Annotated in this window: 22 protein-coding genes; 9 read left to right on the forward strand and 13 right to left on the reverse strand. The window is 68.0% G+C overall.

Annotation, left to right across the window (positions count from 1 at the left end; genetic code table 11):
- Positions 1-14: 14 nt before the first annotated feature.
- The 4 genes from QT386_RS02200 to QT386_RS02215 form a co-directional block, all read right to left on the reverse strand.
- Positions 15-698, reverse strand: coding sequence for a mobilization protein (locus tag QT386_RS02200; protein ID WP_367401375.1), 684 nt, complete (start codon positions 696-698; stop codon positions 15-17).
- 353 nt (positions 699-1051) lie between these two features.
- On the reverse strand, positions 1052-1882 hold the full coding sequence (locus QT386_RS02205; protein ID WP_289272094.1) for an HDOD domain-containing protein: 831 nt from the start codon (positions 1880-1882) through the stop codon (positions 1052-1054).
- A gap of 63 nt (positions 1883-1945) precedes the next feature.
- Positions 1946-2830: a YihY/virulence factor BrkB family protein gene (locus tag QT386_RS02210; RefSeq protein ID WP_289272095.1), complete on the reverse strand. Its 885-nt coding sequence runs from the start codon at positions 2828-2830 to the stop codon at positions 1946-1948.
- A gap of 18 nt (positions 2831-2848) precedes the next feature.
- Complete coding sequence (locus QT386_RS02215; RefSeq protein ID WP_289272096.1) at positions 2849-3193, reverse strand: hypothetical protein; 345 nt, start codon at positions 3191-3193, stop codon at positions 2849-2851.
- 137 nt (positions 3194-3330) lie between these two features.
- On the opposite strand from QT386_RS02215, the gene QT386_RS02220 reads away from it, so the two are divergent.
- The 3 genes from QT386_RS02220 to QT386_RS02230 are packed head-to-tail and all read left to right on the forward strand — an operon-like array spanning position 3331 to position 4682.
- Entirely contained in the window at positions 3331-3798 is a 468-nt protein-coding gene (locus tag QT386_RS02220) for an MOSC domain-containing protein (protein ID WP_289272097.1), read from the forward strand.
- Between the two features lie 15 nt (positions 3799-3813).
- Positions 3814-4260: a hypothetical protein gene (locus QT386_RS02225; protein ID WP_289272098.1), complete on the forward strand. Its 447-nt coding sequence runs from the start codon at positions 3814-3816 to the stop codon at positions 4258-4260.
- Positions 4257-4682 carry a YqaA family protein gene (locus QT386_RS02230; protein WP_289272099.1) on the forward strand — a complete coding sequence of 142 codons (426 nt, stop codon included), beginning with the start codon at positions 4257-4259 and terminating at the stop codon, positions 4680-4682. The genes QT386_RS02225 and QT386_RS02230 overlap by 4 nt, the downstream gene beginning before the upstream one ends.
- A gap of 3 nt (positions 4683-4685) precedes the next feature.
- Here QT386_RS02230 and QT386_RS02235 read toward each other — a convergent pair whose 3' ends face one another.
- Complete coding sequence (locus QT386_RS02235; protein WP_367401376.1) at positions 4686-4952, reverse strand: cupin domain-containing protein; 267 nt, start codon at positions 4950-4952, stop codon at positions 4686-4688.
- A 138-nt stretch (positions 4953-5090) separates the two neighbouring features.
- Positions 5091-5432, reverse strand: coding sequence for a hypothetical protein (locus QT386_RS02240; RefSeq protein ID WP_289272101.1), 342 nt, complete (start codon positions 5430-5432; stop codon positions 5091-5093).
- An 88-nt stretch (positions 5433-5520) separates the two neighbouring features.
- Here QT386_RS02240 and QT386_RS02245 point away from each other — a divergent pair, with 88 nt between their 5' ends.
- Positions 5521-6114, forward strand: a complete 594-nt coding sequence (locus tag QT386_RS02245) for an L-2-amino-thiazoline-4-carboxylic acid hydrolase (protein ID WP_289272102.1) — start codon at positions 5521-5523, stop codon at positions 6112-6114.
- A gap of 30 nt (positions 6115-6144) precedes the next feature.
- Positions 6145-6489: a HopJ type III effector protein gene (locus QT386_RS02250; RefSeq protein WP_289272103.1), complete on the forward strand. Its 345-nt coding sequence runs from the start codon at positions 6145-6147 to the stop codon at positions 6487-6489.
- On the opposite strand, the gene QT386_RS02255 is transcribed toward QT386_RS02250, so the two are convergent.
- Positions 6486-7265, reverse strand: coding sequence for a helix-turn-helix domain-containing protein (locus tag QT386_RS02255; protein WP_289272104.1), 780 nt, complete (start codon positions 7263-7265; stop codon positions 6486-6488). The two genes, QT386_RS02250 and QT386_RS02255, sit on opposite strands and share 4 nt — an antisense overlap.
- A gap of 121 nt (positions 7266-7386) precedes the next feature.
- Between QT386_RS02255 and QT386_RS02260 the strand changes: the two genes are divergently transcribed.
- Entirely contained in the window at positions 7387-8604 is a 1218-nt protein-coding gene (locus tag QT386_RS02260) for an MFS transporter (RefSeq protein WP_367401369.1), read from the forward strand.
- Between the two features lie 215 nt (positions 8605-8819).
- On the forward strand, positions 8820-9971 hold the full coding sequence (locus tag QT386_RS02265; protein WP_289272105.1) for an acyl-CoA dehydrogenase family protein: 1152 nt from the start codon (positions 8820-8822) through the stop codon (positions 9969-9971).
- 93 nt (positions 9972-10064) lie between these two features.
- Here the strand turns inward: QT386_RS02265 and QT386_RS02270 are convergent, their stop codons facing one another.
- Genes QT386_RS02270 through QT386_RS02280 form a run of 3 tightly spaced genes read right to left on the reverse strand, consistent with a single transcriptional unit; the run spans position 10065 to position 11914 of the window.
- Complete coding sequence (locus QT386_RS02270; RefSeq protein WP_289272106.1) at positions 10065-10655, reverse strand: 2-hydroxychromene-2-carboxylate isomerase; 591 nt, start codon at positions 10653-10655, stop codon at positions 10065-10067.
- A 30-nt stretch (positions 10656-10685) separates the two neighbouring features.
- Positions 10686-11084 (reverse strand): hypothetical protein, encoded by a 399-nt coding sequence (locus QT386_RS02275; RefSeq protein ID WP_289272107.1) that lies wholly within the window; start codon positions 11082-11084, stop codon positions 10686-10688.
- Positions 11081-11914 (reverse strand): dienelactone hydrolase family protein, encoded by an 834-nt coding sequence (locus QT386_RS02280; protein WP_289272108.1) that lies wholly within the window; start codon positions 11912-11914, stop codon positions 11081-11083. The genes QT386_RS02275 and QT386_RS02280 overlap by 4 nt, the downstream gene beginning before the upstream one ends.
- A 102-nt stretch (positions 11915-12016) precedes the next feature.
- On the opposite strand from QT386_RS02280, the gene QT386_RS02285 reads away from it, so the two are divergent.
- On the forward strand, positions 12017-12994 hold the full coding sequence (locus tag QT386_RS02285; protein ID WP_289272109.1) for a GlxA family transcriptional regulator: 978 nt from the start codon (positions 12017-12019) through the stop codon (positions 12992-12994).
- A gap of 35 nt (positions 12995-13029) precedes the next feature.
- Positions 13030-13575: a GNAT family N-acetyltransferase gene (locus QT386_RS02290; protein ID WP_289272110.1), complete on the forward strand. Its 546-nt coding sequence runs from the start codon at positions 13030-13032 to the stop codon at positions 13573-13575.
- Between the two features lie 4 nt (positions 13576-13579).
- Here the strand turns inward: QT386_RS02290 and QT386_RS02295 are convergent, their stop codons facing one another.
- The 3 genes from QT386_RS02295 to QT386_RS02305 form a co-directional block, all read right to left on the reverse strand.
- Entirely contained in the window at positions 13580-14482 is a 903-nt protein-coding gene (locus tag QT386_RS02295; protein ID WP_289272111.1) for a hypothetical protein, read from the reverse strand.
- Positions 14483-14545: 63 nt separating this feature from the next.
- The gene (locus tag QT386_RS02300; protein ID WP_289272112.1) at positions 14546-16165 is read right to left on the reverse strand and encodes an ABC-F family ATP-binding cassette domain-containing protein; all 1620 of its coding nucleotides are present in this window, start codon (positions 16163-16165) and stop codon (positions 14546-14548) included.
- 271 nt (positions 16166-16436) lie between these two features.
- Positions 16437-17783: an APC family permease gene (locus tag QT386_RS02305; RefSeq protein ID WP_289272113.1), complete on the reverse strand. Its 1347-nt coding sequence runs from the start codon at positions 17781-17783 to the stop codon at positions 16437-16439.
- Positions 17784-17836: the final 53 nt, after the last annotated feature.

Genomic DNA, 17836 nt, shown 5'->3' on the forward strand with positions numbered 1-17836 from the left:
GGGATGGGTTTTATCTAGACCCCGACCCGTTCCAGTTCCGCATAGGCCTTGGCCAGCCACACGCGCACGCGCTGGCGCTCCAGCAGGCTCAGGCCGATGCCGTCGTTGGCCGCTGCCCAGAAGCTGGTGCTGCGCGCGTCGATGCGCGTCATCGCCGCGTCGTGGAGCTTCGGCAGCGTAGCGATCTTTGCCCCCAGTGCCAGCGCCCGACCCTTCTGGCCCGAGGCCTCCAAGATGTCGAAGTCGTCGCTGCGCAGCTGGTTGAGCACCAGCGTGTAGTCGAGCTGGTCGCCGAAGCGATCCAGCAGGCGCGCCAGCAGGTCCACGGAATCGCGTCCGGAGTCCATCACGTGCCAGTAGCGCACCGCGATACCGAGCTCGCGGGCCAACTCCAGCATCCCGGATTCCTCCATCCAGCGCAGCAGCGGTCGCTGCGTCTGTGCCGCCAGATCCACCACGATGCGTCGCTGCTCCTTCTCCAGGGCCGCCTCCACCACCTGGTCGAGGCTGGCGTAGTCGTCGATTACCACCGGCGAGGCGTAGTCGGCGTAGAAGCGCAGCAGCGCCCCATGCGAGCGGTCCGAGTCAAAACCGAGGAAGGGCAGCTGGCGGTCGATCAGGTACTGCGCCATCAGGCGTGCCACCAGCGACTTGCCGACACCGCCCTTCTCGCCGCCGATGAAATGGATCGTTGCCATGCTGGATGCTCCGGGGTGGGTCACGTCGGGTAGGGGAGGTGCGGCTGCCGGCTCGGGTTCCGGAGTGTCGGTCGCCGCCTGGGGCCCCGCGGGCGGCCGCGGCTCGGCCGCGCGCAACTGGCCCTGCTTCCAGGTCAGGCGCAGCTTCACGAAAACGGAGGGATTCAAGCGGGTGCCGGCGCCGCGGCGCCGCTCCAGTGGGTGCGGCGGTCGGGCGGACCACCGGGCACGCACGGGGCGTGCCAGGGTAGGGTAGCGGGCAAGCCCGGCCAGGGCAGCCGGGCGCCCAGCTTACGCGCTTGTCGACTCGCCCGTGTTTCGCTCCCGGCGCTCCTCGTCCGTGGGTGCTGCGGTCAGTGCACCAAAGCTTCCAGCCCGGCCGACATATGGGGCAGGGAGGGCATGTCGTGCAGGGCCGAATCCTCCAGGCCCAGGGCGCGCAGGCGGGCCGAGATCACCACCGGCAACTGCGAGGGCGGACTTCGGCGCCATTCGAACTCGCCGGCCACCCAGGCGCCCAGGGCCACCAACTGGCCCAGCTTGCCTTCGCGCCCCTCCGGCGCGCCCTGCGACTCCCGCAGTGCCTTCACCATCGGCGGGGGGAAGTTCCAGCGTTCCGCCAGCGCCGCCGTCACATCCACATAGGTGAAGCCTAGGCGGCTGCGCTCTGCGCCGGTACGCCCCTCGTCATAGAACGGGCAGAACTGGTCCAGCACGGCCATCTGCTCGTGCATCACGCTGGCCGCCAGCGGCTCCCCCAGGGCACGCACCAGGCCCACGGCGAACGCGGTCTCGGCATCGGAGCGCAGGCTCTGCGCCAAGTGCCGTGCGGCCACCGCGGAGTGCAGGCTGTAGCGCCAGAAGGGCTGTACAGGAAACTGCGCGGGAAACTGGACCGCACCGGACAGCCCCACCGACATCACCAGGTTGCGCGTGGCATGCGTCCCCACGAAGACCACCGCGTCCTGCAGGCGTGTGACGGTGGCGGGACGATGGTAGTAGGCGGAGTTGGCCAGCCGCAGCAGTTTGGCCGACAGCACCGGGTCGGCACCCACCAGCCGCGCCACGCGGTCCACGTCGGTCTCCGGCTTGTCGAACTCCACCATGAGGTCTCGGATCGCCTTGGGCACCGTGGGCAGGTTGTTGACGTGGTCCAGCAGGCTTTGCGCGTCGGCAATGGCCATGGTCGTCTCCGGATTCAGGTCTATCCGGAGGGATAACGGCAGCTTCGGCCGCCGCTTGAGCGACTAGTGTGTTGTATCTAGCGGCGAGGCCTCACCGGACTGTTCCGCCCGCCCCAGCGCCGCCGCCACCTGGGCGCCGAACAGGAACACGGCCGCCGAGAAATACAGCCACATCAGGATCACCGCCAGCGAGCCGGCAGCCCCGAAGGTGTCCGCCGTGCCGGCCCGCGCCAGGTAGAGCCCGAACAGGTGCTTGCCGAAGGAGAACATCAGGGCTGCCACCAAGGCGCCGCGCAGCACATCGCGCCAGCGCGGCTGGCCGTCGGGCAACTCGCGGATCAGGGCCGCAAAAGCCAGGCTCATCAACGCCAGCGCCACCACGGTGCGTAGCAGGTTCAGCAGCCAGTAGGACTTCTCGCGTTCGCCCCACACCAGGTCCAGGGCAAAGCCCAGCGCCGCATCCATCACCAGCAGCACCAGCAGCAGGAAGCCCATGCCCATCACCAAGCCGAAGGACAGCAGGCGCGTCTTCAGCAGCGCCAGCAGGTCGGCCAGCAGGGGAGTGTCGGGTGGGCGGATGTTCCACACCTGGTTCAGCGCCGCGCGCAACTGTGCAAAGGTCGCCGAGGCGCCCACGATGATCGCCCCCATCGAGGCCAGTGCCACCGAGCCGGTGCTGTCCGCCTTCCAGGCATTGGCCACCATGGTCTGGATGATGCTGGCGCCGTCGCGGCCCATCAGCGAGGCAATTTCGGCGTAGAGCCGGCCCTCCGCCGCCTCGCGCCCGAAGACCGCGCCGGCCACCGCGATGACGATCACCAGCGTCGGTGCCAGCGAAAACGCCGAGTAGAACGCCAGGGCCGCCGCCTGGGTGGCGTTGCGGTCCTCGTTCCAGCGGCTGGCGGCGTCCTTCAGTGCGCCCAGCCATTCCGTGGCCTGACGGTGCATGGCGGTCAGGGTGCGCCGCTAGCGCAGGGCGCCACCCACCGCCACTGGGCGCCGCAGTGTAGGCAGGGGCGGTGCACGACGCGGCCCGGCCGCCTCGGCGATGGCCGAGATCGTCTCCACCAGTTCGCCGCGCAGCACGATGGGTCCGTGGCCGTAGTTCATCCAGCCCCGTGGCGCTGTCCAATCCGACATCAGCGTCTGCAGCCGCCGCAGGTGCTTGAGCAGCACCAGGTTCGGCCCGCGCTCGTAGATTTTCTCGCAGATCTCCGCGGTGCGGATCAGGTTGGCCACACCCATTCCGGGGTCACCCTTGGCAAAGCGGTAGAGCTCATGGCACAGCGTGAGGGTCGGGTTTTCGTCCATGAAAAACTCCCTGGGATTCGTGGCTTGCAGCATCCCGGTCTCGCCATCCATGGCGCCGATGCCGCCCAGCCACTGTCGATCCGGCGCGCTGAACTTGCACTGAACACAGGGGAGCCATGCGGTAGGATGCCGGCGTCATGGGAATCATCCGGCATATCTACATTGCCCCGGTGCGCGGCGCACCGATGGTGGAACTGGAGCAGGTCGAAGCCATCGCCGGCTGTGGCCTGAGCGGCGACCGCTATGCCGACGCCGCCAACCGCGAATCGCCGGACTACCAGCTCACCCTGATCGAGCTGGAGAACATCGAGGCCTACGTCGAGGCCAGCGGCCAGCTCATGGCCCTGCACGAGCCGCGCCGTAACCTGGTCACCAGCGGCGTGCGGCTCAATGAACTCTGCGGGCGGGTATTCCGCGTCGGCGAAGTGGAACTGGAAGGCCTGGACCTCTGCGAGCCCTGCGCCCTGTTCGGCGAGCGCACCCGCTTCGAGGCCGTGCGCTTCTTCGTGCATCGCGGTGGCCTGCGCTGCCGCATCCTGAAGGGTGGGGTGGTGAAGCAGGGCGATGAAGTTGGACTTTTTGTGGCATCAAAGAGTGGGCTTTAGGAGTAACTAGAAATCATGAAATTCATCAAGATCATTCTTGCTGCTTTTTTGAGCACCTGTCTCTTTGTTCTGCTGAGTGCATCGGGCGAGTTTGTGGTTGCCAATTTCATTTCCAGTCGACCGGCTTTGTCCGATCAACAAGCCTTTCCATGGTTGCTGACGATCACATTCGCATCGTCTCCGTTTCATTTCATCCCTCAGCTTCTCGGCGGATTGCTGTCATGGCCTGCTCTACGTGAGATCAACGCCATAGGCATGGCTACTTGGGCATTTGCTTCTGCCGTGGCCGATGCGCTTCTTTCAACCATATTGGTTACGGTAGATCTTTCGCTGTATCCTGCGGCATCGTTGCTACTCACACTCTGTCTGCCCCTGACGTTTCTGGTCATTGCCTTCTTTCTTGCCAAATGTCTGGCTAGATTCAGAGAAGAGCACAGGAAGCCGAGCGCTTCAGTTCCTTGAGCGCCGCACTCGCCGCGCACGCCGGCCTCTTCCTCTCTGCCTTCCTCGCTGCCACGATCCTGCCGGCGCAGTCCGAGGCCGTGCTGGTGGGCCTGCTACTGGCCGGTTATACCCCTTGGACACTGCTGCTGGTCGCCACCGTCGGCAACGTGCTGGGCGCGTTGGTCAACTGGCTGCTGGGCCGCGGGCTCGCCGGCGCCTCTTCGCGCTGGGCGCCCAAGCAAGGCCCTATGCTGGAGCGTGCACAGCGCTGGTATCACCGTTACGGCCGCTGGTCCCTGCTGCTGAGCTGGGTGCCCATCATCGGCGATCCGCTCACCGTGGTCGCCGGCATGCTGCGCGAGCCGCTGCCGGTGTTCCTGCTGCTGGTGACGGTGGCCAAGCTCGGGCGCTACCTGGTGCTGGCAGCGATCACGCTCTGAGCCTCAGCGTTTTCCCGGTGGCAGCGTGCGTCCCTTCTTGCCGTAGGCCGGCGGCGCATAGAAGTTCAGCGTGCGCAGCAGCGTGCGCCCGGTATTGCGGATCTCATGCGTGTCGCCATGCTCGATCAGCAGCAGTGATCCCGCCTTGAGCCGCAGGGTCTTCTCGCCGACCCGGGCCTTGCCGCTGCCGCTGACCACGTAGAGCCACTGGTCCGCGCCGCGATGCCGGTTGTTCTCGTCGCCTTCCGCATCGCCGGGCGGGATCACCATCTCTGCTGCCTCCGCGCGGGCATTCTTGATGGCAACCCGGAATCCCTTCCCGAAACGCAGGACCTTGTGCTGGCTGGGCATGGCGTCGTTCTCCTTGAACTCCAGCGCTTCATAGCGCAGCTTGCCTGAATCGCGGATTTACGGTGTCTTGGCCCGCTTTTCGATCCGGCGCTCGTCGTAGAACACGAAAACCCGCGAGCTCTCTTCGGTCAGGCGCACGCCATTCACCACCATCTCCTTGCGGCCGGGCATCTTCAGCGGATAGAACTCCAGTTGCCCGCTGTGGCCGAAGTTGGCTTCCTGCAGCAGCGCCAATGCAAAGTCGCGCAGCGCCTCGCGCGAGGAGAAATCCAGGTTGATGCAGTACCGGTCCGCGTCGAAGTGCGCATGCATGCAACGCGTCTCGTCGTGCAGCACCTCGGGCGAAGGCGCGGCGCTTTCGCCCTCGCGGATCACGATGGTTTCGGACTTGCGCGGCATGCCGGGGCAACCTCTGGGGTAATCGGGCGCGGGGAGCATAGCCGAGCCCTGCCGCGCATGCCGCCGCGATCCCCGTAGAATGCCGCCCATGCTGCTCATGCTCTTCCCCAGGTTGGCCTATCGCCGTGCCGTGCTGCACGCCGGCATCGCGCGGCCGGACGCCGTCTGGGCGCAGGCGCGCGCGATCCACTCCGGGCTGCCGCCGCCGCAGCGGGTGGGCTTGCCGGGCCTGGCGCTGATGCTGCGCTACATGGCCTGGAGCCGCGCGCTGTACCAGGCGCTCTGCGAGTCGGGCCTGGCGCCGGATGCCGCAGGCGCGGTGGTGCGCGAGGTCAACTGGAGCATCTTCGGCCCCGGCATCGGCGTCGTGTTCACGGTCTCGCGCCTGCGTGGCATCGAGCCCCTGCCGCGTGTGCGCCTGATTACCGACCTGCTGTTCACCCTGTTGTTCACGCGCCCCTTCCGCCGCCGCCCGGTGGCCGACGGCGACAACGTCAGCTTCGAGGTCACCGCCTGTCCGCTGGCGGACTACTTCAAGGCCCAGGGCCAGCCGCAACTCACCCATCACGCCGCCTGCAGCCTGGACTTCCTGATGGCGCGGGACTGGGGTGTGGCGCTGAGCCGCGAGCGCACCATCGCCAACGGGTATGCGCTCTGCGATTTCCGCTTCCACAAGCCGTAAAATGGCCGGCCGTTCCACCGCAAGACCTACATGACCCTCCCGTCCTTCCTGCAGAAGCTGCGCGAATTCCCCGAGACCCTGGAATTCGCGGACACCATCGCCGCCATCGAGGCCGCGTACGCCTACACGCCCACCGCCTTCCGCAACGGCGAGGTGGAGAACGCCGCTGGCCAGAACGGCGGCTCCTGCAAGATATTCTCCTTTGCCAGGCTGCAGGGCTTCAGCGAGGCGCAGACGCTGGCCTGCTTCGGCCGCTTTTACCGTGAAGACGTGCTGCAGCACCCCGATGCCACCGACCACCAGAATATCCGCAACTTCATGCGAAGCGGATGGGCTGGCGTGTCGTTTTCTGGTGAGGCGCTGAAGCCGCTCTAGCTTCGCTGCCCGAAGTAGCGGCTCGGCGGCGCGCCCAGCGCGCGGCGGAACATGCTGGTGAAGGCCGCCGGGCTGTCGTAGCCCAGGTCCAGCGCCACGGTGGTCACCGCCTCACCCGCCGCCAGCCGCGGCAGCGCCGCGAACAGGCAGGCCTGCTGTTTCCAGGCGGCAAAGCTCATGCCGGTCTGCTCGCGGAACAAGCGCGTGAAGGCGCGGCGGCTCATCTCCATCGACTCCGCCCACTGGTCGATGTTGTCATGCGGTGTCGGCTGGTCCAGCAGGCGCCGGCAGCGCTTGGCCAGGCGCTGGTCGCGCGGGAAGGGCAGGGACAACGGCAGCACCGGCAGGCGCGTCATCTCCTGCTGCAGCAAGGCCATGAGCAAGCCGTCGCGGCCCTGCGCGTCGTACTCCAGCGGCACGTCGATCGATTCACGCAGCAGCTCGCGCATGAGCGGCGACATGCCCACCACCTGGCAGTGCTGCGGCAGGCCCGGTATCGCGTCGGGCCAGACAAAGGCGCTGTGCGTCTCCATCGGCCCCATGGTCATGTGCACGCTGTGCACCTCGCCGGCCGGCAACCACACTGCCTGCTCAGGCGGCACCACCCAGGCACCGTGCTCCGTCACCACCATCATCACGCCGGTGGCCCCATAGAGCAGTTGCGAGCGCTTGTGGGAGTGGGGCTGAACCACGTGGCCCGCGACATAGCGGTTGCCGATCGCCACCACGGCGCTGGCCACCCGGTCGTACAGCGGCTGGTAGTGGACGTCCCACATCTTTTGGCCCGATCTCGACAAAAGCGTGCCCATGCACGCAAGCGGGACAGATCATAGCGCGTAATCTGCCGCGCCATCGTCGGGAGCCGTTCTGCTCCCGGCCCGATACGGAGAGTTTTCCATGCGTGACATCGCCGCTGCGCCGCAGGCGCAGCCCTCGGCCGAAAGCACCGCCTTCGGCATCATCGCCGCGATCAGCTTCTGCCATCTGCTCAACGACATGATGCAGTCGCTGCTGCCCTCGATCTATCCGATCCTGAAGGACTCGCACGGCCTCACGTTCGGCCAGATCGGCATGCTCACCTTCGTCTACCAGGTCACCGCCTCGCTGCTGCAGCCGCTGATCGGCCACTACACCGACCGCAAGCCGCAGCCCTACTCGCTGGTGATCGGCATGGGCTTCACCCTGGTGGGCCTGCTGGGCCTGGCCTATGCCAGTGGCTTCGCCACGCTGCTGGTGGCCGCCGCCCTGGTCGGCACCGGCTCCTCGGTGTTCCACCCGGAGTCCTCGCGCGTGGCGCGCATGGCCTCGGGCGGCAAGCACGGCCTGGCGCAGTCGCTGTTCCAGGTGGGCGGCAACGCCGGCTCCGCCATCGGCCCGCTGCTAGCTGCCTTCATCGTGCTGCCCTACGGCCAGCACAGCGTCGCCTGGTTCTCCCTGTTCGCGCTGCTGGGCATGCTGCTGCTGTGGAACGTCGGCCTGTGGACCGCGCGCCATGGCCTGGCGCGGCTCAAGCCGCGCGCCTCGCAGGCCGCCGCCGCCCTGGTGCCGCTGTCACGCCGCCGTTTGATCCTGGCCGTGGGCGTGCTGCTGGCGCTGATCTTCTCCAAGTTCTTCTACATGGCCAGCATCACCAGCTACTACACCTTCTACCTGATCGAGCGCTTCGGCGTGTCGGTGCAGTCGGCGCAGTTGCACCTGTTCCTGTTCCTGGGCGCGGTGGCCGCCGGCACGCTGGCGGGCGGCCCGCTGGGTGACCGCTTCGGCCGAAAGCCGATCATCTGGGTGTCCATCCTCGGCGTGCTGCCGTTCAGCCTGCTGCTGCCGCATGCCAGCCTGTTCTGGACCAGCGTGCTGACCGTGCCCATCGGCTTCATCCTGGCCTCCGCCTTCCCGGCCATCGTGGTCTACGCGCAGGAACTGCTGCCGGGCCGCACCGGCACCGTGGCCGGCCTGTTCTTCGGCTTCGCCTTCGGCATGGGCGGCGTCGGCGCCGCCGTGCTGGGCCTGCTGGCGGACGCCACCAGCATCGGCTTCGTCTACCAGGTCTGCGCCTTCCTGCCAGCCATCGGCCTGCTGACGGTGCTGCTGCCGGAGACGCGGGAAGCTCGGGGCTGAGCGAGCGTTGGTTCACCGCGAGGGTTCAGATTGCCGTTCGCACTGAGCCTGTCGAAGTGCGGGCGGCAATCCACTAACTGCGGTGGCGGCCGTTCATGCTTCGGCAGGCTCTGCATGAACGGCTGAAGCTGCGGAAATCACCCGAACCAGTGAGGCAGGCTCACCAGCCGCGCCCTAGGATGCCGGTCATTCCCTGACCAACCCCCGTTCCGACCATGGCCTTCGCAGACACCAACAGCGCCGAGCTCGCCTCCTGGCGCGACACCGTCATCCGCTTCCTCGCCGACGAGGTGGAGCCCCACTACGAGAAGTGGGAGAAGGCCGGCATCGTGCCTCGCGAGCTGTACGGCAAGCTCGGCGCCGCCGGCCTGCTGTGCGTGGACCTGCCCGAGGAATACGGCGGCAGCGCCGCGCCGCTGGCCTTCTCCTTCGCCATCGCCGAGGAGAGCGCGCGACTGGGCTACATGTCGCTGACCTCCAACATGATGATGCACTCCGACATCGTCGCCCCCTACATCCTGCACCTGGGCACGCAGACGCAGAAGCAGAAGTACCTGCCGCGCATGGCCAGTGGCGAATGCTTCGGCGCCCTGGCCATGACCGAGCCCGGCACCGGCTCCGACCTGCAGGCCATCCGCACCTCCGCCGTGCCGGACGGCGACGGCTGGCGCCTCAACGGCTCCAAGACCTTCATCACCAACGGCCAGCACGCCGGCGTGGTGATCGTCGCCGCCAAGACCGACACCAAGGCCGGCGCCAAGGGCATGACCCTGTTCCTGGTGGACACCGAGCTGCCCGGCTTCCGCCGCGGCCGCAACCTGGAGAAGATCGGCATGCACGCCGCCGACACCTCCGAGCTGTTCTTCGACGACGTACGCCTGGGTTCCGACGCCGTGCTGGGTCGCATCGGCGGCGGCTTCGGCCACCTGATCGACGAGCTGCCACGCGAGCGCCTGATGCTGGCCGTGGCCGCCGTCGCCCACGCCGAGGGCGCCCTGCAGCGCACCATCGAATACGTCACCAGCCGCAAGGCTTTCGGCCAGACCGTCGCCAGCTTCCAGAACACCCGCTTCGAGCTGGCCAAGGTCAAGACCGACATCGAGACCACGCGCGCCTTCTACGAGAAGTGCTGCCGCCTGTATGAAGAAGGCAAGCTCGACGTGCCCACCGCCGCCGTGCTCAAGCTCGCCAGCAGCGAGATGGAAGGCCGCGTGGTGGATGCCTGCCTGCAGCTCTTCGGCGGCTACGGCTACATGGCCGAGTACCCGATCTCGCGCTACTGGACCGACGCGCGCGTGCAGCGCATCTACGGCGGCACCAACGAGATCATGAAGGAAGTGATCGCGCGCTCGCTGGTCGGCCGCTGAACCGCGAACCCCTGGAAATCCGCTCGTGCTGATCTTGAGCCTGTCGAAGGATCGAAGCGCGGGCGGATTTCCTTGCCACCCCGCAGGGGTTGCCTAGCGCTTGGCCCAGGCCAGCGCATCTTCCAGCCGGTCGTTGCCCCAGAACAGCTCGCTGCCGGCCACCAGCGACGGCGCGCCAAAGACTCCCAGGCGGATCGCCTCGTCGGTCTGTGTCGCCAGCTTCTGCTTGGACTCCGGCGCCTGCGCCGCCGTCAGTACGGTTGCCGCATCGCTGACGCCCGCCTGCACCAGGCAATCCGCGATCACCGCGGCGTCCGCGATGTCGTGGTCCTGCGCGAAGTTCGCCGTGTACACCGCGCGGACGAAGGCCGGCAGCCAAGGCTCTCCGGAGAAGCGACAAGCCACCCGCGCTGCCAGCAGGCCGTTGCGCGGGAACGTGGATGGGCGCCGCAGCGACAGGCCCAGCTTTTCGCAGCCACGTTCCATGTCGCGCCACATGTACTGGCCCTTCACCGGGTAGAGGTTGAAGGGTGAATCGTTCCAGCCCTGGCTCTTGAAGATCGGCCCCAGCAGGAACACGCGCCACTCCAGCTCCACCCCGGCCTGCGCGGCGGCCTGCTCGACGCGCATCGCCGTGAGATAGGAATAGGTGCTGGCGAATTCGAACCAGAATTGCAGTTTCATCGCTCGTATCGTCCTGGACGGGCCGACAGCTTAACGGGCCTGGCGCAGCAGCCGCAGGATCGCCAACGCGATACCCAGGATGAACAGGCACAGGCTCCACATCATCGCCTGCGCCATCAGACCCCAATCGGCGTAGACACCGACGACGCCGGCCGTGAGCAGAGCCAGCCCCTGGCCGCCGTTGCTGACCAGGCCCATGCGCAGCACCCCGCGCGGAAACTCACCACGCCGTGCCTGCTCGATGCCGCCGTAGTAGCCCGCCAGCAGAGCCAGCGTGGAGAGGCCGTAGAGTCGCAGGAACAGCATCGTCGGCTGCGGTGGAAAGCCCAGCCACTCGTACAAGGCGGCTGGCGCCAGCAGCATCGGCAGTGCCGCCGCCAGCGCGGTGCCCACGATCTTGATCCACAGCAGGCGGATCACGCGGCTCATGCCGTAGCTCCCGCAACCTGAAGTCGGCTCCGGAAGAAATCCAGGATCTCATCGCGTGCGGCCACGGTGGGTTGCCCGACCTCGTCGACCAAGTGCGCCGTCACCACGCTGTGCGGGCTGGCCACGATCTTGGCGAAGAAGGGCGGCGGCTCCGGATGTGCTGCTTCGTCCGGCAGCACGCGCGCCACGAAGCGCGGCCCCAGGGCCGCGCCCAGCGCCGCGAAGCGTTCCGCGCGGCAATGCCGGTCGCCGGCGAAGCGGTAGGCCATCACCGTCAGGTCCTCGCGCTCCAGGCGTTCACGCACCAGCGCCAGGTCTTCCGGCGGGATATCGAGCGCGGTGGGCTGGTCCATCGGCATCGAGGGCTGGCAGACCACCGGGGCGACGGTGGCCGGCTCCAGCATCAGCGACAGCGCGAAGTTGCCGGTGAAGCACATGCCGATGGCGCCCACGCCCGGCCCGCCGCATTCGCCATGCGCCAGCCGCGCCAGCGCCCGCAGCCAGCGCGTCACCGGGCTGCTGCCCGCCGCCAGCCCGCGGAACTCCGCGCTGATGCAGGTGCGGCGGAACACCGCCACGCCTTCCTCCGCGCCCGGCACCGCGCCGTCGCGCCCGAACAGAGAGGGCATGTAGACCCTGAACCCGGCATCACGCACCCATCGGGCGAAGCGCGCCACCTGCGGGCTGATGCCCGGCATCTCCGTCATCACGATCACCGCCGGGCCTTGCCCCGAGACGTAGACCGCCTTCTCCACCCCTTCCAGCGTCAGCGGCCGCCGCTCGAAATCGTCCAGCGGATCGTCCACGTCCATCCTGCCTGCGTTGCCCATGCATCCTCCTGGCGGCCGGGTCATTGCGGCCGGTTTGTATTGCAGCCGTTGCAGGGCCAGAATGGCAGTGTCCGATAAGACTGTTTTAAGGCGTAATCAGACATGCGTGATTTCACCGTCCTGGTGCTGGAAGGAGCCTATGCCAGCAGCGTTGCCCTGACCCAGGACATGCTGGCCACCGCTGCCAGCCTGGCCGCTCGCGCCCGCGTGCCGGCACCGCGCTGGCGGGTCTGCTCGCTCGACGGTGGCAGCGTGGCCCTGCAGGGCGGACTGAGCATCGAGACCACGCGCCTGCCGGTGCGCAGCCGCGACGACCGCTCCACCTGGGTGCTGCCGGGCCTGGGCATGGGCACTCCCACGCTGCTGGCCCGGCGCCTGGCGCGCGAGGATTTGCCGCGCGCCGCCGCCGCCCTGCAGCGGCATGCGCGCGGCGGTGGCGCAGTGGCGGCCTCGTGCTCCTCGGTGTTCGTGCTGCAGGCGGCCGGCCTGCTGGAAGGACGCCGTGCGACCACCACCTGGTGGCTGGCGCCCTTGCTGCAGCAGAAGGAACCCGCTTGCCGGGTCGACGCCGACCGCATGGTCTGCGCCGACGGCCCCGTCACCACCGCCGGGGCCGCACTGGCGCAGACCGACCTGATGCTGCACCTGCTGCGACAGCGCTGTGGCGCCGTCCTGGCCGACGCCGTGTGCCGCGCGTTGCTGATCGATGGCCGCCAGGCCCAGGCACCTTTCATCGTCCCGGAGCTGCTCGCCAGTGGCGACGACCTGGTCGCGCGTCTCGCCGCGCGCGTGGAGAAAGCCCTGCCCGCCGCGCCCAGCGTCGCCGCGTTGGCGGACGAGCTCTGCATGTCGGAGCGCTCGCTATCGCGCCACGTGCACCGAGCCACCGGCAAGAGCACGCAGGCGCTGGTGCAGAGCGTGCGCCTGCGCCGCGCCCGCGCCTTGCTGGAAGGCAGCCGCATGACCGTGGACCAGGTAGCGGCGGCCGTGGGCTACCAGGACGCCACCGCCCTGCGCCGCCTGATGAAGAAGGTGGCGGGTGCCAACCCCAGCCGTTATCGCCGCGTGGTCGCGGCCTAGCGGGAACTTCGCGCGGCTGCGCGGTCCAAGCGCCCATGAGTGCCGCCCCCTCCATCGACATGCAGATCGCCTCCAGCCGCGATCTGAGCGCTGCGCAACGGCAGGAAATCCTGGTGCTGTGCTCCGCCGCCTACGAGGAAGACTTCTCCGCCTACCTGGAGATGCTCGATCCCGCCATGCACCTGCTGGTGTACGCCGACGGCCTGCTGGTGAGCCATGGCGCCTGGGTGGAGCGCGAGTTGCGCGCCGAGGCTTATGGCCGCCTGCGTTGTGCCTACGTCGAAGCCATCGCCACCTTGCCGGAGCAGCAGGGCAGGGGCTATGGCAGCTTGGTGCTGTCGCGGATGCCCTCGCTGTTCGACGACTACGACATCGCCGTGCTGTCACCCTCCGCCGAGGCGTTCTACCAGCGCCTGGGCTGGGAAACCTGGCAGGGTGCGCTGTCCTATCGAAGCCCGGAGGGCGAGGAGATCGCCACGCCGGAGGAGCAGGTCATGATCCACCGCCTGCCGCGTACGCCGGCGTGGCTGGATACGCGCACCGCGCTGAGCGTGGACTGGCGTCCCCTGGAAGTCTGGTGAGCCCTCAGCGTCCCACCGGGATGCGCGCCGCCGGCGTCGGGCTGCCCTCGGAGGTGATCAGCAGCGCGCGGCCATCCGCCGTCCAGGTCACCGCCTCGATCTGCGGATAATCCGGCAGGTCCAGCGCGCGCGGCGCCCGCCGCAGCGCCTCAGCCCAGGTCTGGCCGTTACTGCGCTCGTAGAGATAGGCCCGCGTCAGCGTCACCATCGCCAGGCGGGTGCCGGAGGGGTCGAAGTCCATGCCCGTCACCCAGTTGATGGCCTCCGGGTTTTCCGCGCCGGCCGGCGCGCGTGGGATGTTGATCTCGCCCAGGGCCTCGGCAATCACCAGCGGCAGGGCAGGGCGCAGCGGTACGCGATACAGCCGCGGCACCGCGTCGCGCTTGCTCAGCAGGTAGATGAAGCCCTCCTGAGCATCCACCGTCACCGACTCGCAATCGCGCGGGCCGTCCGGGTAGGCCATCAGGATCGTGCGCACTGGCGACGCACGCAGCTCCGGCACCGTGCCGGCCGGCAATTCGGGTTCGTTGGCGACATACAGCGTCAGCAGCGGCCGGATCGCGCCGTTGTCGCCGATGTCCGCCAGCAGCAGCCGCGGCGCGCCATCCTCGGTGAAGGAGCTCATGTCCTCCCAGTCGAGATTGATCGTGCCGCTCAGCGTCAGCGTGCCGCGCAAGCGGCCCGTCTCGTCGAAGGCATAGGTTGCCGTGGGGCCGCCGCTGTCGTTGTGGCTCCAGTACAGGCCGGCCTCGCGCTGCGAGCGCGCCAGGCCCGAGGACTCGGTCAGCGCCGGAGCGTCGATCTGGAACTCCCGGAGGCTGCCGCCACCATCGACCTCATTGCTGTTCGAGCAGGACGCGAGCGCGAGTGTAAGGGCCAGGCCGGCCAGGCGCAGCGACAGAGTCATGGAGGTCCCCGATGGAAAAGCCCGCCACGCTAGCGGAGGCGTTTGACCGCCGCGTGACAGCCTTCAGGCGGGCCACTCCCGCAGCCTCCAGCCCTGTGGACTTGCTTCCAGGCGATGGGTCAGTCCGAGGTTTGCCAGCAGGGCCTCGTCATGCGAGACCACCAGCAGCGTCCCGCCGTACTGGCGCAGCATCGCCTCCAGCGCCTGCAGCGAGGCTAGGTCCAGGTGGTTGCCGGGCTCGTCGAGCAGCAGCAGTCGCACCGGGCGCTCCGCGTACAACACCCGGGCCAGCGCCGCCTTCATCCGCTCGCCGCCACTGAGCAGCGCGCTGGGTTGCTGCACGCGATCCGCATCCAGGCCCAGCAGGGCCAGGCGCGTGCGCAGTTCACCTTCCGGCTGTTTCGGATTGTCGGCCATCATCTGCGCGAGTAGCGAGGCTCCAGGCTCCAGCACGGAGAAGTGCTGGTCCAGGTAGGCGACCTCCACCTGTCGCTCGCAGTGCCCCGACAGCGGTGGCAGCAAGCCCGCCAGCAATTTCAGCAGCGTGGATTTGCCGCAGCCGTTGGGGCCGGTCAATGCCAGGCGCTGTCCACGCAGGAGCTTGAGCGATAGTGCCTGCGTAGGCCCCTGCACATGCGGCAACTGAACCTCCTCCAGTTTCGCGACGCTGGCCGGCGCCGTGAAGGTGCCCGGCGAAAACAGCACCACCGGAGCGCTTTCCTCCACCTGCGCGGCGGCATCACGCACGCGCTGCGACAGCCGCTCGCGCGCCTCGTCCTGCTGCGCGCGCAGCCGGCCGCTGCTGGACTCGTTGCGCTCCTTCTGCCGGCCGAGCAGGATCGGCGCCTGGTTGGCCTGCGCCGCTTGCCTGGCGCCGCGAGACAGCCGGTGCTCCAGCCGCTCGCGCTGCTCCACCAGCGCCCGCTCCTCGCGCCGGCGTTCCGCCTTGCGCTGGTCCAGCAGTATCTGTGCCTGCTCGCGCTCCTGCGCCCGCGCCTGCGCGTAGAAGCCGTATCCGCCGCCGTAGCTGTGCAGCCCGAGCGCAGACAACTCCACGATGCGCTCCATGGTCTCCAGCAGTTCACGGTCATGGCTCACCACGATCAGGCCGCCGGGCCAGCGCTGTAATTGTGTGATCAGCGCCCGCCGGTGTTCGCGGTCCAGGTGATTGCTGGGCTCGTCCAGGATCAGCACGTCCGCGCCACTGAGGAGTGCGCCCGCCAGCGCCACGCGCATCGCTTCGCCGCCGCTGAGTTGCGTGGCGGGCGTGTCGTGCCGCAGATGCGAAAGGCCGGACGCGGCCAGCTCCTGCTGCAGGCGCTCGCGCATATCCCAGCGCTCGCCCACCGCGTCAAAATCCTCCTGCCGCGTGCTGCCACCCTCGATCCGCCGCAGCGCGTCGATCACCGGCTGCACGCCCGCCAGTCCGGCTACGCTCTGCCCCGGTTGCGGTGCTGTCTGCTGCGTTAGGTAGTGAACGCGGCCGCTGCGCAGGCAGCGTCCGGCAGAGGGAGCCAACTCGCCGGCCAGGATGCGCGCCAGCACGGTCTTGCCCACGCCATTGCGCCCGACCACACCGGTACGCCGGCCGTCGAAGCTTTCATCGAGATCGGAGAACAGCGCCCGGCCATCGGGCAACTGGAAACAAACGCCTTGCAGCGTCAGGGAGACGTGATTCGTCATGCGCACTCCAGGAACAACACCCAGGACTTCCCCGCGAGAGATCGCGGGACGGAAGCGGGCCGTCAGGGGGACGGCGGGGTGCTACTGGCGCATCGGACGAGAGCTCCGGCAGGTGGAAGAGGAGGCGAGTCTACAACGGCTCGTGGCGTTGAACGCGAATGGCCGACGGGCGGATCAACAGGATGTCACTGTAGAGCGGGAGCATCCCGCCCTCTGCGAAGGCAGGCATGTCTATCCGCCAATCGATTGCGACACGCTATCCAACGATCCTTCAAGAGGCTTGCCGCCAATGGCGCTTGAGCAGGTAAAACACCGGCACCCCCGCCGCGATCAGCACTAGCCCGATCGCGCTGTCCACCGGCATGGTCCAGACCGTGTTGACGATCAGCAGCACCGACACCACCACGAATACGATCGGCACGAAGGGATAGCCCAGCACGCGATAGGGCCGCGCCAGGTCCGGGCGCTTGTAGCGCATCACGATCACGCCGGCACAGACCAGGCCGTAGAAGATCCAGGACGAGAAAACCACGTAGTTGGTGAGCTGGTCGAAGCTGCCCAGGGCCGCCATCACCGACGCGATCACGGCCTGCACCAGGATCGACACCACCGGCACGCGGCTGCCCTTGCTGAGGATGCCCAACTGGCGGAAGAACAGGCCGTCTTGCGCCATGGCGTAGGGCACGCGCGCGTTGCTCAGTACGGAGCCGTTCATGGCGCCCAGCGCGGAGATCACGAAGGCGATGGACACCACGCCCACCGCGGCCACGCCCATGAAGGTCATCGCCGCCTTGGTGGCCACCGGCAATGCGCCGGGGTTCAGGCTGGAGTTGGCGCTCAGCACCTCCGACAGCGGCAGCGCCAGGAAGTAGCCGAGGTTGATCAGGCAGTACACCATCATCACCACCAGCACACCCAGGATCAGCGACAGCGGCACGTTCCTCTCCGGCTGCTTCACTTCGCCCGCGGCCATCGGCAGGTTGTTCCAGCCATCGTAGGCCCATAACGCCGCCAGCATCGCCAGGCCCAGGCCGGACAAGGTGAAGGCCTGGGCGCTGCTGCTTTCGCCCAGGTGCGTCGCATCCGCCTGCGGGCTGAAGAACAGCACGCCCACGATCAGGCCCAGCATCATCAACAGTTTCACGCCGGTGACGAGGGACTGCACACGCCCGCCCACCGACACCTGCAGGCAGTTGAGCGCGGTGAAGAACAGCACGAAGGCGATGCCCACGCCGGCCTTGCCGCCGGCCAGGTGCAGGCCCACCGCGCCCTCCAGGAAGGTGGCGGCACCCACGCCATAGGCGGCGATGGTGCCGGGGCCGGCGATCCAGAAGCGGGTCCAGCCATTGAGGAAGGCGGTGAGGTCGCCGTAGGTCTCGCGGAGGTAGACGTACTCGCCACCGGCCTTGGGGAACATGGCGCCCAGCTCGGCATAGCTCAGTGCGCCGGCCAGCGACAGCAGCCCCGCCAGTACCCAGGCCAGCACCACCCAGGACGGCGAGCCGACATGCTGCGCCATGATGGCGCTCTTCAGGAACACGCCGGTGCCGATCATCGAGCCCACCACGATGGCGGCGGCATCGACGAAACCCAGGCCGCGGATCAAGCGAGCGCTCATGGCAGGAGCCGTTGTGGAGACATCCTCATACTAGCCTGAGCGCCCGCCGCCGC

It is taken from the genome of Solimonas sp. SE-A11 (genome assembly GCF_030345715.1).
GTDB lineage: Bacteria > Pseudomonadota > Gammaproteobacteria > Nevskiales > Nevskiaceae > Solimonas_A.